Origin of the sequence: Paraliobacillus sp. JSM ZJ581 (assembly GCF_044383835.1) — a bacterium.
Classification (GTDB): domain Bacteria; phylum Bacillota; class Bacilli; order Bacillales; family Amphibacillaceae; genus Paraliobacillus.
This window is the reverse complement of record NZ_JBISEP010000003.1, coordinates 23,636-39,591: the sequence shown is the minus strand read 5'-3', so window position 1 is coordinate 39,591 and position 15,956 is coordinate 23,636. Positions and strand designations below refer to the sequence as shown.

Sequence of the window (15,956 nt, the reverse complement as noted above, 5' to 3'; positions counted from 1 at the left end):
TTACATTTTTGTATATGATAGAATATGTAGCAAGCGAGCTGCATCCCTTCGAAAGTATTTGCCTGCATTTTTTATATGTTGCATCATGTCTTAGCGTGCTGCAATATAAAAAAGGATGCAGGTATTTTTTAGTATTGGTAGAAGGGGGGGTAGCATTTTTTTGTAAAAAAATGAATATCGACGATTTTTGGAGATGATCGGCGCTCAGCTGAAGGAAATAGCAAAAACGTAGCGATGAATACTTATCGCTACGTTAGTTGATTACTTATTTATTTACGTGTTGTGGGTGATCTTGAGACACCAGCGATAAATTAGTGGCTGCTGCATTGCTAATTACTTGTTCAGGATTTTTACACCCAGGAATGACTGTAGTGACTGCGGGGTGCTGTAAACACCATGCTAATGCCCAAGTTGCCATGGGAGTATTTTCAGGAACTTCTTTTTTCATTATCTCTTCCACTTGTTTTAATTTCTCTGTTTGCTCCTCTTTATCACGGCGAGATCGGACATCTGAAGGTTCAAAGTTAGCCCCTGGTTTATATTTCCCGCTCAAATAACCACTTGCTAATGGAACACGTGCTAGAATGCCTAACTGTTCTTTTTCTGCTATTGGAAAAATCTCCTGTTCAGGCGCTTGATCTAATCGATTGTAAACGACTTGAAGTGCGTTGACCCCAACTTCACGAGCTGCTGTTACTTGATAAGGATCGTCGTTTGTTCGTAAGGAAACCCCAATATGACGTATTTTACCTGCTTGTTTTTGCTTATCTAGCATTGTCCAAAGCGTGTCATTATTAAATTCTTCATCTGTACAAGAATGGGCTTGATAGAGGTCGATATACTCTGTGTTCAAGGCTTTTAATGATTGATCGAGCTGTTTTAAGACATCGTCAGAGTTCCAGTGTCTTGTCCGTTCAAAGGCGCGATGAAAATGATGTCCAAACTTAGTTGCAACGATCCAATCTTCTCGGCTGTGTCTTTTTAAATACTCCCCAATGAAACGTTCAGATAAATGATCACCGTAACATTCTGCTGTATCAATTAAATTGATGCCTTGTGCATTTGCCTCGTCTAGAATAGCATCCACTTCTTTTTGGCTAAAATCTTTTCCCCATTCTCCACCAAATTGCCAAGTTCCCAATCCAATGACTGAAACGTCTAAATTCGTCGTGCCAATTCGTCTATATTGCATGCTAGAATCATCCCTCTTTCATTGTTATTCATTTTATGCCCAAAGAAATATGTAGCTCTAGTGTACCGTATAAAAGGGAAGTTAGACAAAAAAATAGCATCCAACTAGAAGTGGATGCCAAATAGGGGGACAATCTAATTTGAAAATTTAATATTCTATGTAAAAACTTTCGTCATTAAGTTTTTCACAAGAATATTCATCACCAAAATTGTAACCGTTTTCATTATAGTATATATATTAAAGTTACGCATGAGACGAAAGGCCTATTTTAAAGAAAAGATACAAGTTGTATATCATGTTAATCATAGTATGACACGCCCTGTTACTTTTTCGCCGTACGATCAAATAAGTCTATACTTTATTCCACCAATGCTAATGCTTGATCTAATACTACATCACCTTTCAATCTTCCATAAGCCATACCATCAATAACAGCAACTTTTATCCCTAAAGGTTCTAGCGCCTGCTTAATCTTTTTTTCAAGATAACGGATTTGTGGTGCAATTAAGACAACATCTAATTCTTCTGTGTGATCTAGCAATTCAGGTTCTCCAACCGCAGAGATGTCAATGGTCAGATTTCGAGCTAATCCTTCATGTTTCATTTTACTAACTAATAAAGAAGAGGATAATCCTCCAGCACAAACTAAAATAATTTTCATTATAAGCCCCTACTCTCTTCATTAATATAGTTCTATTATATAAAAAAATGCAGCAATCAAACAGGGGGAAAACATATGTTATTTTATTGAACGTAATTAGTATGTAATAAAAGTCTATGCTAACTATATACAATAAAATTCATCCGTAGAGCATGCACTCTACGGATGATGATATAAATTTATTTAACTAATTCTAATGCTTGATCTAATACTTTTCCACCTTGAACGGTGCCATAGGCAATGCTATCAATAACAGCAGCTTTTATACCCATTGGCTCAACTTTTGCTTTAACTTGTTTTTCTAGGTATCTTACTTGTGGTCCAATTAAGACAACATCTAACCCCTCAAGATGATTGCTTAATTGTGATTCAGGAATTGCTTCAATATCAGCAGCCAAATTACGTGCTTCTGCTTCTTTTTTCATTTTGCTAACAAGTAATGAAGTTGACATACCTGCTGAACAAACTAAAATTATTTTCATGATCATTCTCCTTTTATTTCTTTATAGAGTCCAATAATAGCATTAGCCATGTCTTTAACAACCATAGAAGTCATTAAATGATCTTGTGCGTGAATGAGAATCACACTAATATCTTGGCTTTCCCCACTACTTTCTTTTTGCAAAAGCTGTGTTTGAAAATGATGTGCTTCAGTAAATTCTTGACCAGCTTCTTCTATCTTTTTCTCAGCTTCATCGAATTTTTTTTCTTTTGCTAATTCTATTGCTTCCATCGATAATGAGCGTGCATTACCAGCGTGTAAGATAATGGAAAATGAGATGGTTTGCAATGTTTCGTTCTGTTCCATGAAGTTAATTCACCTCGTTTTGTTTTTTTAGCGTTTTCATTCCAGCAATAACAAATGGAATGTACATAACAACAGCTAGCGCTATATTAACTAATTGCAATGCAATACCTCTCCAGCTACCCCCAGTGACAAGATACCCACTTAGAATTGGTGGTGTTGTCCAAGGTACAATCGCAACCGTTTTTGGTACAAGACCTAAGTCCAATGCAAAGAAAGAAACAACTGTTAATGTTACAGGTATTAAAATAAACGGAATAAGCATTACTGGGTTTAATACGATTGGTAACCCAAAGATTACTGGCTCGTTAATGTTAAATATACCAGCTGGTGCAGATAATTTCGCTATTTCTTTATATGGATGTTTCTGCTTTCCTTTAACTACAATAAAGATTGCAATAATTAAAGCAATTGTTGTCCCGGAACCGCCCATAAATACAAATGAATCTAGGAAAGGCTTTGTTACAGTATAAGGTACTTCAAATGCTGACATACCATCTTGGAATAGTGCTAAGTTTTCTTCAATTAGTGGTAAATAAATCGGTTCAATAACTGATCCAATAATGTTTGTACCGTGTAAACCGAAAAACCAAAGCAAGTGATTTAAAAATGATACAACCATTGCTGCAGGTAATGTATTACCTATACCTTGAAGTGGAGCTTGTATTACGTTAAAAATGACTTCGAAAATACTAATTTCACCAACAACAGTCATGATGGCTTGGAAAATACCTACGATTACTAAAATTAATGCAGTTGGTATTAAAGCTTGGAAAGAACGTGACACTCCTTCAGGTACGCCATCAGGCATCTTGATCGTTAGTTTAGCATTAACTAATAGACGAAACAACTCTGTAGTTAAAAGGGAAACGATAAGTGCTACGAATAACCCTTGTGCACCTAACCATGCAAAGTTTAGCCCCCAATCTTCTGTTACAGGAACTAACATAATGAAAGAAGCGATAGAGATTAACCCAGCTGCTAAGCCATCTAGATCGTATGATTTAGCAAGGTTATACGCTACTGAAAACGCAATCAATAAACCGATTACAGCAAAGGAACCATTCCATACCGTTCCCCCAACATTTTGCCAGTTACCTTCACCAAAAATACTATTTAAAAAGCCAACTAAGTCCACAGGACCAAACTTCGGGAAGTTATTAATTAAAACTGCAAGTGAACCAATGATAATTAAAGGCATAATTGCGACAAAACCATCTCTGACAGCTACTAAGTGTCGTTGCGAACCAATACGTCCGGCAATTTCAATAAATTTTTGTAAAAATTTGTTATCCATTTAAAAAACCCTCCAAAACATTATATATATCTGTTGTTTACCCCTTCAGTTAGTACATTTTTTACAATCCACCTATTAACCTAACTTATCTTACTAGTTAATTTATTTTTAAATAGTCTTCGCTAAATCATTAGCCTCCTTATTTGTATTTAGGTGGAAGAGAAAGCGAAGACTATTTAATCAATTATTTAAAAAACTGTGGTAGATGATCTTTATGAGCTTCTAGTAACTCATTCAACATCGTTTCTGCTACTTGTTCATCTTGAATTAATGGGTTCATCATGAAACTGAGGTAAGCGTCATGATAGTCTCCGGAAAGACTAGCTTTGATTACCTGCTGTTCAAACGCTTTCATGTTAGACACATAACCTTTAATTGAGCTAGGTAAGCTACCAATTGAAATAGGTAGTGGTCCATCTTTATTGATTAAGCAATTAGCTTCAATTACCGCGTCATCAGGTAAATCAGAGATTGTTCCGTTATTTAACGTATTAACAGTTATAATATTTTGTCTATTATTATATAGAGAATCCATTAAACTACAAGCCACATCACTGTAATACGCGCCGCCTCTTTTTTCTAATTCAGCAGGTTTATCTGCTAGATCAGGATTTTCATACGTTTTAAATAAAGTACCTTCAAGTGCTTGAACCACTTCTGCACGAGTCCCATTTTCCTTAAATGCTGCAATGTCTTTTTCAAGTACTTGTTTCGTTTGGAAATAATACTGATGGTATGGGTTTGGCAATAATCGGAACGACTTAATAAATGTTTCTGACCAACCTAAGTTAACAATGTTAGCAGGTGCGTAATCCATTTCTTTTGAACTTAACTTTTCCAAAACTTCATCAATACGATCGACACCATTGATCCAAACTTTGCGGCCGAAAACGAAATGGTTTAAACCGATAAATTCAATTTGAACGTCTTCTGGCTTAACATCCATAATTTCAGCAATCGAATGACGCATGTTGAAAGGGATGTTACAAACACCAATAACTTTTTTATGTGGTGAATGATTCAATAATGCTTCGGTAACGATACCTGCTGGATTGGTAAAGTTAATTAACCACGCTTCAGGACAAATCTCATGAATTTCTTCAGCCAATTTCATTAAGACTGGAATTGTACGGAATGCTTTGAAGATACCACCTGCACCATTTGTTTCTTGTCCGATAAAGCCATGACTTAAAGGAATTCTTTCATCCTTTGCTCTCGCATCTAGACCACCTACTCGGATTTGAGTTGAAACAAAATCAGCACCTTGCAAAGCTTCTCTTCGATTAAGTGTCCAAGACAATTCGATTGGAACATTTGCTTTCTTAATCATTCGTTTTGCTAGACTTCCTACAATCTCAAGTTTTTCCTGTCCTTCTTCTATATCTACTAAAACAATGTTGTTGATTGGAAGCGAATGATGACGTGTTATAATCCCTTCGATTATCTCAGGTGTATAACTTGATCCGCCGCCAACAATTACTAATTTCATCTAATCACTCCTTCATATATTGTTAATGTATAATACTTTATTAAAAAGTATCATACATTTTTAATAATGTAAATACAATAGGGTGAAAAACACTAGATTTTAAATTAGAATGTTAAACAAAAGAAATTTTCTAGTATAATAGATACAATGTTGCTTAAAGTATAAACTTTAATTATTAAGCCATTTACAAAATAAAAAAATAATTTCAATTATTGTTATAACATTTCACCAAAATTTGTTATACTAAATACAACACTAAAATATAAATACAGTTGAACTAAGAGGTGTGAAAAGATGAAGAAAAAGCAATCTCTGCACGCGTATATAAAAGAGGAGCTTGTGGAACGAATTAAATCAAACGTTTACAAAGTAGGGGATAAGTTCCCGACCGAGAATGAATTATGTGATGAATTTCAAGTTAGTCGAACAACCGTTAGAAGTGCTTTGAATCAACTTACAATGGAAGGGTACCTAGTTAGACAACGAGGAAAAGGAAGCTTTGTTGCAGAGCCAAAGGTGCATCAAACATTATCAGCTACAACGTATGGTTATGACGAACAATTAAAGTCGCAGGGGAAAAAGGGAGAAATAACGCTGAAAAGCCTGGATGTTGTGCCTGCAACAGGAAGTAGGAAACGTGTTTTTAATTTAGAAGAGAATGATCCTATTCAAAAAATTAAGCGGATTAGAAAAGCAGACGATGAAATCATTCAATATGAAGTTGCTTATATTCCATGGGAGGTCGCTCCAGCGATATCCAAGAAAGATGTGGAGCGTTCGCTTTATCGCTCCTTACAAGAGCATTATCAGGTAGAAATTGCGAAAACTACAGAATTGCTAGAAATTGTTTTAACTGATAAAGATACGAGTAATTATTTAGAGTGCGAGATTGGTCTTCCCTGTTTTTATATAGAAACAGTTGCAGAGGATAAAAATGGTAGAGTGATTGAATTCTCCAAATCTTATTTTAGGGGGGATAAAACAAACTTTAAAATTGAGCGTTATTATTCTTCAAATAACTAAAACAATTGATGGAGGGAAATAAAATGAAAGTAATTTTTAATGCAGATGATTATGGTTTAACAAAAGGCGTTACAAATGGAATTATAAAAGCCCATGTTGATGGAGTTGTAAATTCAGCAACATTAATGATGAATGGGAAAGCAGTTAATTATGCGATAGAACAAGCGAAAAAAACACCGTCATTAAAAGTTGGGATTCATCTAGTTCTTACATATGGCAAGCCTGTCTTAGATCAAGTGCCTGCTATCGTTGATGAAGAAGGGAAGTTTAAATTTAAAAATTCAACAACTGATATAGATGCAATTGAGCTGGAACAAATTGAAAAAGAATGGCGTGCACAGTTAGATGCTTTTCTTGCTACTGGTTTGAAACTAAATCATATCGATAGTCATCACCATGTACATGGGTTGCCACAATTAAAGGAAATTGTGATTAAGTTGGCTACTGATTATCAAGTGCCAGTAAGATATGCTGATTCGATTAAAGAAGAAAAGCATCTATTATATACCGAGCAATTATGGGTTGATTTTTATAAAGAAGGAGTAACCGAAAAAATCTTTGACCAACTTAAAGATTTAGATGTGGATTCAATTGAAATTATGACACACCCAGCAATCGTTGATGCAGAGTTGAAAGAAATCAGCTCGTATTTGTTAGATCGAGAAAGAGAATTAGATATCTTATGTAATCTTGATGTCCCTAAATGGGTAGAGAAATGATTTAAGCGTATACAATCAAGAAAAGTATGTTGGAAATTAGCTTAGAGACGTTTTCATAGTGAATAAGCCTCTTTGTCTTTTGTTATGAAAAAGGTTATAATAGAGTGTAATACCCAGGAAAGGGGATGTCTCTATGGCTTACAATAACAGAAAGAAAGAACCAGTTGAAGAAGTTGATACAACGGTATGGTCTTGTGTGAACGATTCTTGTTCAGGGTGGATGCGAGAAGATTACTCTTTTGAAACAGAACCAACTTGCCCGCTTTGTCATGCAGAAATGGCAAAGGAAAACCGTGTGTTACCCAAACTAAGTTAACGATATGATATAGATGAATGAATAAAGTTTCCATTTACAAGTGGAAGCTTTATTTATTTTTGTCAAAAAAGTCTGTTAGCTTACTTTCTATATGCTGAATTGTTAAAATAAAAAACAGGATGCAACGATTTTATTCCAATAACACCTAAGCTACTTTAGATAGCTTAGATAAAAATTTATGTTTAGATGTGTCCAATAATAGAAAGGGAAGACACGTGATGAATCAATGGTATTTATGTTTAGCTTTTTTTAGGGTTGGTATCCTTGGGTATGGTGGAGGACCTTCTTCTATTCCGCTTGTACAAAAAGAAGTAGTCGAGAAATACAAATGGATGGATAATGAAGAGTTCGGAAATATTCTCGCATTAGCAAATGCATTACCAGGGCCAATTGCAACGAAAATGGCAGGGTATATCGGCTATAGAGTGGCTGGAATATTAGGAATGGTGACAGCAGTTGCTGCAACGATTATACCTACTGTTTTTCTTATGATTATATTATTAACATTTTTGTCATCAGCGAGTAATACGAGATGGGTCAACGGTATGACGGAAGCAGTACTTCCCGTAGTTGGGGTGATGCTAGCTGTACTTACATATAATTTCTTGACAAAGGCAAAAAACGATTTAGGTTGGTTTTGGATGCTAGTTCTTGTGCTCACTTCACTTATTTTTACTGAAATACTAGAAATTCACCCAGCTATTTTAATTCTAGGCTTGTTGCTTGTTGCATTAGTTAAACCCGATGCTAACAAGCAGGAGGAGTCGCCATGAATACATATTGGCAATTGTTTATTGCGTTTTTTATTCCAGGTATTCTTGGCTATGGGGGAGGCCCAGCTTCTATTCCACTTGTTGAAAATGAAGTAGTTAATCGATTTCAGTGGCTGACAGTGAGTGATTTTAGTGAAATGCTTGCAATGGCAAATGCATTACCAGGGCCAATTGCGACGAAAATGGCAGGGTATATTGGTTTTCAGCAAGCAGGTATAATAGGGTCTATCATTGCGATTTTTGCAACAGTCGTTCCTTCATTAATAGGGATGATTCTGTTGCTTCGCTTATTAATGAAATATCAAGATTCGCCAAAAGTAAAACGTTTGACGATATTCATCCGTCCAACAATAGCAGTTCTGCTGGGAGCAATGGCACTTCAATTTTTTCAAGTATCCTATGTGAATAGTGGAGTGTTAACTATGTTAGGAATTGGATGCGTTAGTTTCATCTTGATGGAGCGGTTAAACATTCATCCTGCATTTGTAATAGCAGGTGCTTTAGTGTTTGGGGCACTATTTTTAGGGTAAAGCGAATGATTGCATAGTAATAAAAATAATGTTTTAATATGGAAGTAATTAAACAACTGGAGTGACAGGTTTATGTTAAAGAAATTAGGCAGTATGCTTCTTGTAAGTATGCTATGTACTACTTTAGTAGCTTGCAGCGATAGTGAAGAAGGAGAAAAGGAATCAGCGGAAAATTCAAATAACTCCAAAATAGAAGAAGTGACCGTGTCAGATGATGAAACAGTAGAAGAAGGCATGGTGGTGGCTGTTATTAACGGTAAAGAATTGACTGGGGAGACATATAATAAGGCATATACACAAACAAAAACATTGTTATATGAACAAGGTCAAGATGTAAAAGATCAGGAGTTCATTAAAGAAAAAGCACTAAATGCAATGGTGAGTCAGGAAGTATTATCACAGGATGTAGCAAATAAAGGGATTGAAATTACAAACCAAGAAATTGATAATTATATTACTGAGACAAAAACACAATTTGATTCTGAAGAGCAGTTTGAGAAAGAGTTAGAAAAACTTAATTACACAATAGAAACTTTTCGAAATCAAGTAGCCATGCAATTGGAGCAAAAGGCGTATGTGAAAAAGTCATTTAATGATATTACAGTATCAGACGAGGAGGTAGAAGCGTATTATAATAAATTAAAAGATAAAAGTGAAGATATTCCTAAATTGGGAGATGTGAGAGACAGCATCAAAACACAGCTAGCGAATCAGCAGTTACAAGATAAGCTCAATCAGCGGATTAAAGAACTAAAAGATGAAGCAGAAATTGAAATGAAGATTTAATAGAAAAGGCGCCGTAATAAAACATGATTCCTTAACTAGAAATACTTTTCATATAGAAGTATAATCAGCGCAGTGAAAATATACTTCATTTCCGCAGAAACGGCATCGACACCACATGATGTGTTTCAGTTAGATATTGTTACAGGATCGACGGTTTTTTCGTCTAACATCTATTATGTTTTCAGATGAGTGACTCGTTAGCTCGGGTAAGTTCCTGTAGAACAAGGATGCTCCAACAGCGATACATCGCACGAATAAAAGAAAACACCTTTTTATTTTCAAGGCGTGTCGCATATTTTCACTGCTATATCATGTTTCACCTATTTTTCAAGTTCTTTTCAACCTCTTGTTCTGTAAGCTCACCATTCGTGTTTAAAAGGTGTTCTACGAGATGATAAATAGATAATAATTCATATAAAATAATTATTTCTGGATTAAAGAAAGCAACTGGATTTTCTTTATTGATGAATTGTTCCTCTTGCTTCGATTGCCAAAATTTGTCCGTTAGCTTGTTGATGTACTGGCGATGTTGATGGATCCGAAATGAATCTGGATTTTCCATTGTGTCTGCCAAAGCTTGTATTGCAATTACAATACGACTACTTTGGTCATTTGTCCAAGTGATTTCATCAAAAGGTGTATGAATTAAATTACCGATATGATAATTAATTAATCGTAGCGTAGCCAAATTCTCTTCCTCATCTAGTAACTCTTGCTTGCGTTCCATTGATAAACGATGGTACTTTGCCTCGGATTGTTGATATTGTATTAACTTATCTGTTATGTCTAATCTTCTCTTCAATTGAGTAAATGTTTCTTGCACCCGGACTCTTTCTGCACAATCTTGTGTTTGGAACAAGATATCCTTCGCTATCGCCCTTAACTCTTCGCTAGTTTTATCCATTGCTACATCAATATTCGTTAAAATACGTGATGTGTAATTTGGTGGTAAGACAAACATGTTTACCGCTGTTGAAACAAGTAACCCAATAGAAGTAGTTCCTAAGCGGATAAAGAATGAAATAAGATAATGATCATGAATTACCTCGATCATTGCAACAGAAGTTAAGGTAGCTACAAGAAGCCCTGCGTGTAAGTTCAACTTAGAGCAAGTAATAATGGTTAGAACTGCAGCCGCTGTATACGTAAGTGGAGAATTACCAAATAAAAAAATAAAAAAAACAGCATAAGCAGAGCCAATTGCTGAAGCAGGAAATCGTATCATACCTTTTTTGATTGAATCGTTTACTGTAGGTTCAATTGTAACGATCGCAGTAATAACTGCAAAAACAGCCGGCCAGTTAAGCCATTGACAAATGAGTGATGTTAAAAAAACGGCAACACCTGTTTTTACCACTCTGCTACCAATTAATTTTTTGTGTTTTTTTCTCAATCTTGTCACCTTCATTAGTTGATTTTCCCCTAACCTTAAGTATATCTAACTTGAAAGGGTAATGCCAATAATATTCAATGACAGCTTATGTTGATTTGTTAAAAGTAGTTTAACAGATCAAAAGATAAGGATTTGTTAAAAATAAGGATGATATACATGTAAGTGTTTGCGGTGGATAAAAAGTGGTTCATTTGGTTAGAAAAATTCTCTAACTATGATAACGTAAGCATAAACGGTTCCAATATTAATTAGATAGTAATATTATATTACTATCTAATTAAAGCAAGGGTATGACAGTGAGTAATATATGTGACATGTCTTATAGCGAAAAGGAGTGTTCATATGTTTTCAGTTAATACGTTTCAACCTTATTATGTGAAAGAAGAAGCGGATCGAATTGGAATTGTATTAGCCTATCAGTATTTTTCGCTGCGACTTGATGGTGAAGTATATCAATTTGTTCCTTTAGAGTCACGAAAAATAGAAATCAGTCGACAAACATTACAAGTAATCAACCGGAAAGCTTTTTTTATATTTCAACAAGGGAAAAAGTTTGAAAGTATTGCTTTAGTTGATTTACTTCAAATTCCTGGTTTTGATCAGCGTTTAAAAGCGATTGTTTATCCATATGTAAATGTAGCAGTCGATCAATTGTTTTGTGATGAAGTCGATCAGTGGATTGTTATGTTAGAGAAGCAAAATATGAAGCGATTAATCGATCAATCTTTAGATGAAAAAGATATTGAGCAGTTTATGATATATTCTGATCAATTAAATAATATGTAAGCTCAAGGAGTCAAGAGATATTATTCGTTTTTGTTTTAGTAGTATGATGTAATGATGTGTCGAAGGGTGTGGTGTACCATAGCATAAAAAACAATGCCAGGTAATGAAACCTGGCATTGATGCATTAATATAAATGATTAAATAGCCTTGCTACTTTTTCTACAGTATAGTGACTGCCGCCTTTATCTTCCACATGTTCAATCATCATAGAAAGAATCATTGATTCATCTTCTGGGTAAGCAACAAACCAACCATTTTCTTGCCCTTTTGTATCACTTTGAGAGGTTTTTAGTTCAGCAGTGCCTGTCTTTCCTGACAATTGGACGTCAGCAATGTTCGCTTCTGGTGCTGTACCGTTAGAAGCAGCGACTACTTGGCGTAATGCGTCTTTTATTACTTGTGTTTCTTCACTTGAGAGTAATCCCTCTTGCCAAACTACGCTATCTTTTTGATCAAGCTCAAGTGTTGGCTGTATCATATCTCCGTCATTTAAAAATGTTGTAAAAGTGGTTGCCAGATGAAGCGAGCTAATTTGTAACTGTCCTTGACCATATCCCGAGTCAGCTAATAAAATTTCTTGATCAATTGTACCAGATGACGATACAGTACTATTTTCAATCGGATAGGTGAATGGAAATGCTTGACCAAACCCAAAACGTTTCAATCCGCTAACAAATGCTTCACTCCCCATCTCAATTGCCTTTTTAGCAAAATAAATATTATCTGAGCGAATCAATGCATCAGTTATGTCAACAGGATCTGACGAAGTGGATACACGTCGAACAGCATAATCCCCCCAACTGTCTTTCGACCATGTTTTACCGTTAATTACAATACCGTCTCTAGCTGTAATTGAACCATTTTGAAGTCCGATTGAACCAGTGATTGGTTTAATTGCAGAACCTGGAGAGAATGTCGATGCAAAACGATTTGTTAATGGCGTTTGTTCATCATTTTGAATTGTTTCCCATTTCGATTGACTGATCCCATACGTTAATTCATTTGGATCAAAAGCAGGAGCGGAGACTAATGCCAATGTTTCCCCAGTTTTCGGGTGAATTGCTGCTGTAGTGCCGGAATCTTTACCATAACTGTTGTAAATCATATCTTGTAAATTGGCATCAATTGTAATTGTAATGTCTTCTCCATCTTGCCCTTGTTTCTCTGCAATTACAGTGGAGCGATCATCATCTGATTTTGCCACAATAGTAACTCCAGTTTCCCCTTTTAATCTTGATTCAAATAACTGTTCTAATCCACGTTTTCCTATTTGATCATTTTTTGTATACGTACCCGTTTCTTGTTCTTTCAGTTCTTCAGCAGTTATTTGACCAATGTAACCTACTAAATGAGCAGCTGATTCTCTGTATGGATACGTTCGGCCGGTTTTATCTTTTTTTACTACTGCTGAAATTGAAAAAAGCTCTTCCTTATATTGCTCATCTATCGTTGTTGGCATATTTTTCAAAGGAACAAATGTATCTTCTCCAACCCAATTTGCCGATAACGCTTTATTAATTGCTTCCACACTTATATCTAGCAAATTAGCAATTTGTTTTATTTCTTCGTCTTTATCTTTAAATAATCTAGGCTGTACACCTATCGAATAGATCGTGTCATTTATTGCAAGGCCATTTTTATTACGGTCATATATTTCTCCACGTTCCGGGGTTGTTGTTTGAATGACTACGTCTGCTCCATTTTTTAAGGCTGGGAAAATAAATCCTGGATGCCAATCGATATACCAGTTGGTTTCTTCATCAACTACTTTTTCGGTTAAGCTGATCTCTGTTTCAAAATTTACTTCTCCAGCAATGGTGTGCATACTAACTTCAAGTGGAAAGGTACTTGGTGTTTTTTCTTCTGCAGATTTAGGTAGTTGATAATTAATGGTTAAATCCGTTACTTCAATATCGTTATAAATTTTTTTGTATCGATCGACAAAATTTTCTGGAGGGTAATCTTCTTGATTACCGATCATGCTATACATTTCTGTGAATTTTTCTTCTTCCCAATTATCGATGTAGGTTTGAAGGCGATTTTCTGCTGTATCTTCTTCATTCGAACAGGCAATAAGTCCGGTCAGTAACAAGAATAACCCGCCTAGTAATAAAAAACGTTTCACATATTCGTCCTCCTACTAGTTAGTTTTAATTGGTTTTGCATAAATAATGTATCGATCAGGAGCATCTCCAATATACGAAAAAGGATAACAAGTCGAGATGATAAGCTCTTCATCTGGCGCGGTAGATTTAATAATAGAAGTATCATCCGCAGCGACTATCTTTGAATCAACCATTTCATACGTATAATCACCATGAGGAAGCTGTATCGTAAAAGTATCCCCAAGCTTTACGTCACCTAAAGAGCGAAATACCGTATCACGATGCCCAGATAAAACAATTTGATCATTTTGTTCTGGGTACGCAGATTCGCTGTAATGGCCAACCCCTTCTGCCAAATCTTCAGGATCTGTTCCTTCAACAATAGCGAGCTCGGCATCAATGCTAGGAATCTGTAACTTTCCAACTTTTTCATTTGGACTAGGACTAAAATCATTTGGATTTGTCACTGCGTGTTCGTCACTACTATTCAATAATTCATTCACTTCTTTCAAACTCTCTTTTTCCGCAGCTTTCGTTTTAAATAATTGATAACCGCCAATAGATAAAAAGATAGCACCAGCGATCATAAATAAAAAAGAAATTTTCTTCATAATAGCCCTCCTGAGACTTAGGTCTTTCTATTTTATCGTAGTAACGAGAAAATACTATTCTAAATTCCGCGGCATTTGTAATGTAAAAATATACTTATCGGCTCGATATGCGGACATTACATATTCAAAAGGCATTCCATCTGATAAATATGTTGTTCGTCTCATAGATAAAACCGGATCACCTTTTTTTAATGTGAGGTATTTTTGTTCATATTTTGTGGCCAAACTAGATTCAATTTCTTGTGTAGCATGTGCAATCGTAAGTCCCAACTGTTGTTCAACATATTGATAAAAAGAAACGTTAATATTTGAAAATGTTGCTTTATCAACAATTTTTGTCGGTGTATAAATGGTTTCTAATGAGATTGGTGCTTGATCTGCTAATCGGATACGTTTAATCATTAAGATCGGTTCGTTTAAATCAATCATCAGTTTTGCTGCGATCATTGGAGTAGGTTTTATTTCTTCCAAATGGATAGTTTTATTAGAAGGTTGTAATCCTCGTGCAAACATATCTTCACTAAAACCTGTTAGCCCTTGTAAGGCTTGTTGAAATTTCTTTTCTGCAACAAAGGTTCCTTTTCCTTTTTGACGAACGATTAATCCTTCGATGGCTAAATTATTAATCGCTTGTCTAACGGTCATCCGACTAATGTTATACGTTTCGGCATATACTCTTTCGGAAGGTAGGGCATCACCAGCAAGGAATTCTCCTCGCTCAATCTGTGTACGAATTAAATTTTCTAATTGATAATAGATTGGAATTTTAGCATGTTTATTTATCATAGAAGTTCCTCTTTCTTTTGCGTAGGTATCTCAACATATATTTCTCCACCCAAATCAAAAATAACTTGATCACTTGTGAGGTCAACGATCCATGCTTGAAACGCAGAGACATGCGTTATACTGACTAGCACATGGAAGGTTACCTTTTCTGAATAATCAATGGATTCAATAGCATATGACGCACTACGTAGCTCATTTTCTATTTTTCCAAGTAAGGGATATGCAACAGTTATTTTCATCTTTTGCATGAGCTTACGTTCTACGATTCCTGTTGTATTTAGAGCTAGGGATGTGGTGCTGGAATATGCGCGAATTAAACCACCTGCACCTAATTTAATCCCTCCGAAATAGCGCGTAATAACTACTGCAGTGTCTTTTAACTCTTTTTTCTTCAAAACTTCTAATATTGGGACTCCAGCAGTACCACTAGGTTCTCCATCATCATTTGCCTTTTGTATTTGATTGTATTCGCCAATCATGTAGGCAGAACAATTATGTGTTGCGTCATGGTGTTTTTTCTTGATTTCTTGAATGAATGCTTGCGCTTGTTCTTCTGTTTCTACACGACGTACATATCCGATGAAACGGGATTTTTGAATGAGTTGTTCATCAGAACCGTGTATATTTACAGTGAAATACTGTTCTAACATAAAATAACCACCTTCATCCCTATTATATAGATAG

At 35.4% G+C, this 15,956-nt stretch carries 18 protein-coding genes; 7 read left to right on the top strand and 11 right to left on the bottom strand.

Annotation, left to right across the window (positions count from 1 at the left end; translation table 11 throughout):
* Window positions 1-265: 265 nt before the first annotated feature.
* The 6 genes from ACH6CY_RS03145 to ACH6CY_RS03120 form a co-directional block, all read right to left on the bottom strand.
* Window positions 266-1,192, bottom strand: a complete 927-nt coding sequence (locus ACH6CY_RS03145; RefSeq protein ID WP_374065797.1) for an aldo/keto reductase — start codon at window positions 1,190-1,192, stop codon at window positions 266-268.
* Between the two features lie 358 nt (window positions 1,193-1,550).
* Window positions 1,551-1,853 (bottom strand): PTS sugar transporter subunit IIB, encoded by a 303-nt coding sequence (locus ACH6CY_RS03140; RefSeq protein WP_374065796.1) that lies wholly within the window; start codon window positions 1,851-1,853, stop codon window positions 1,551-1,553.
* A gap of 179 nt (window positions 1,854-2,032) precedes the next feature.
* Window positions 2,033-2,338 (bottom strand): PTS sugar transporter subunit IIB, encoded by a 306-nt coding sequence (locus ACH6CY_RS03135; RefSeq protein ID WP_374065902.1) that lies wholly within the window; start codon window positions 2,336-2,338, stop codon window positions 2,033-2,035.
* Window positions 2,338-2,661 (bottom strand): PTS lactose/cellobiose transporter subunit IIA, encoded by a 324-nt coding sequence (locus ACH6CY_RS03130; RefSeq protein ID WP_374065795.1) that lies wholly within the window; start codon window positions 2,659-2,661, stop codon window positions 2,338-2,340. Before ACH6CY_RS03130 ends, ACH6CY_RS03135 begins: the two co-directional genes overlap by 1 nt.
* Window positions 2,662-2,665: 4 nt before the next feature.
* Entirely contained in the window at window positions 2,666-3,955 is a 1,290-nt protein-coding gene (locus ACH6CY_RS03125) for a PTS sugar transporter subunit IIC (protein WP_374065794.1), read from the bottom strand.
* A gap of 184 nt (window positions 3,956-4,139) precedes the next feature.
* Window positions 4,140-5,444: a 6-phospho-beta-glucosidase gene (locus ACH6CY_RS03120; protein ID WP_374065793.1), complete on the bottom strand. Its 1,305-nt coding sequence runs from the start codon at window positions 5,442-5,444 to the stop codon at window positions 4,140-4,142.
* Between the two features lie 294 nt (window positions 5,445-5,738).
* Between ACH6CY_RS03120 and ACH6CY_RS03115 the strand changes: the two genes are divergently transcribed.
* The 6 genes from ACH6CY_RS03115 (at window position 5,739) to ACH6CY_RS03090 (ending at window position 9,591) form a co-directional block, all read left to right on the top strand.
* Complete coding sequence (locus tag ACH6CY_RS03115; RefSeq protein ID WP_374065792.1) at window positions 5,739-6,467, top strand: GntR family transcriptional regulator; 729 nt, start codon at window positions 5,739-5,741, stop codon at window positions 6,465-6,467.
* A gap of 23 nt (window positions 6,468-6,490) precedes the next feature.
* Entirely contained in the window at window positions 6,491-7,186 is a 696-nt protein-coding gene (gene chbG / locus ACH6CY_RS03110; RefSeq protein ID WP_374065790.1) for a chitin disaccharide deacetylase, read from the top strand.
* A gap of 133 nt (window positions 7,187-7,319) precedes the next feature.
* On the top strand, window positions 7,320-7,502 hold the full coding sequence (locus tag ACH6CY_RS03105; protein WP_374065789.1) for a cold-shock protein: 183 nt from the start codon (window positions 7,320-7,322) through the stop codon (window positions 7,500-7,502).
* A 218-nt stretch (window positions 7,503-7,720) separates the two neighbouring features.
* Window positions 7,721-8,275: a chromate transporter gene (locus ACH6CY_RS03100; RefSeq protein ID WP_374065788.1), complete on the top strand. Its 555-nt coding sequence runs from the start codon at window positions 7,721-7,723 to the stop codon at window positions 8,273-8,275.
* Window positions 8,272-8,805 (top strand): chromate transporter, encoded by a 534-nt coding sequence (locus tag ACH6CY_RS03095; protein WP_374065787.1) that lies wholly within the window; start codon window positions 8,272-8,274, stop codon window positions 8,803-8,805. The genes ACH6CY_RS03100 and ACH6CY_RS03095 overlap by 4 nt, the downstream gene beginning before the upstream one ends.
* 72 nt (window positions 8,806-8,877) lie before the next feature.
* Window positions 8,878-9,591, top strand: coding sequence for a SurA N-terminal domain-containing protein (locus ACH6CY_RS03090; RefSeq protein ID WP_374065786.1), 714 nt, complete (start codon window positions 8,878-8,880; stop codon window positions 9,589-9,591).
* Window positions 9,592-9,907: 316 nt separating this feature from the next.
* Here the strand turns inward: ACH6CY_RS03090 and ACH6CY_RS03085 are convergent, their stop codons facing one another.
* Complete coding sequence (locus ACH6CY_RS03085; RefSeq protein ID WP_374065784.1) at window positions 9,908-10,999, bottom strand: aromatic acid exporter family protein; 1,092 nt, start codon at window positions 10,997-10,999, stop codon at window positions 9,908-9,910.
* Window positions 11,000-11,326: 327 nt separating this feature from the next.
* Here ACH6CY_RS03085 and ACH6CY_RS03080 point away from each other — a divergent pair, with 327 nt between their 5' ends.
* Window positions 11,327-11,770: an IDEAL domain-containing protein gene (locus tag ACH6CY_RS03080; RefSeq protein ID WP_374065783.1), complete on the top strand. Its 444-nt coding sequence runs from the start codon at window positions 11,327-11,329 to the stop codon at window positions 11,768-11,770.
* 124 nt (window positions 11,771-11,894) lie between these two features.
* Here ACH6CY_RS03080 and ACH6CY_RS03075 read toward each other — a convergent pair whose 3' ends face one another.
* From ACH6CY_RS03075 to ACH6CY_RS03060, 4 genes are read right to left on the bottom strand one after another with little or no spacing between them, the layout of a single operon-like run.
* Entirely contained in the window at window positions 11,895-13,895 is a 2,001-nt protein-coding gene (locus tag ACH6CY_RS03075; RefSeq protein ID WP_374065782.1) for a penicillin-binding transpeptidase domain-containing protein, read from the bottom strand.
* A gap of 15 nt (window positions 13,896-13,910) precedes the next feature.
* Window positions 13,911-14,486 carry a class D sortase gene (locus ACH6CY_RS03070; RefSeq protein WP_374065781.1) on the bottom strand — a complete coding sequence of 192 codons (576 nt, stop codon included), beginning with the start codon at window positions 14,484-14,486 and terminating at the stop codon, window positions 13,911-13,913.
* 54 nt (window positions 14,487-14,540) lie between these two features.
* On the bottom strand, window positions 14,541-15,272 hold the full coding sequence (locus tag ACH6CY_RS03065) for a GntR family transcriptional regulator (protein WP_374065780.1): 732 nt from the start codon (window positions 15,270-15,272) through the stop codon (window positions 14,541-14,543).
* A complete protein-coding gene (locus ACH6CY_RS03060; protein WP_374065779.1) occupies window positions 15,269-15,922 on the bottom strand; it encodes a YigZ family protein in 654 nt (217 codons plus the stop codon). The genes ACH6CY_RS03065 and ACH6CY_RS03060 overlap by 4 nt, the downstream gene beginning before the upstream one ends.
* Between the last annotated feature and the right edge of the window lie 34 nt (window positions 15,923-15,956).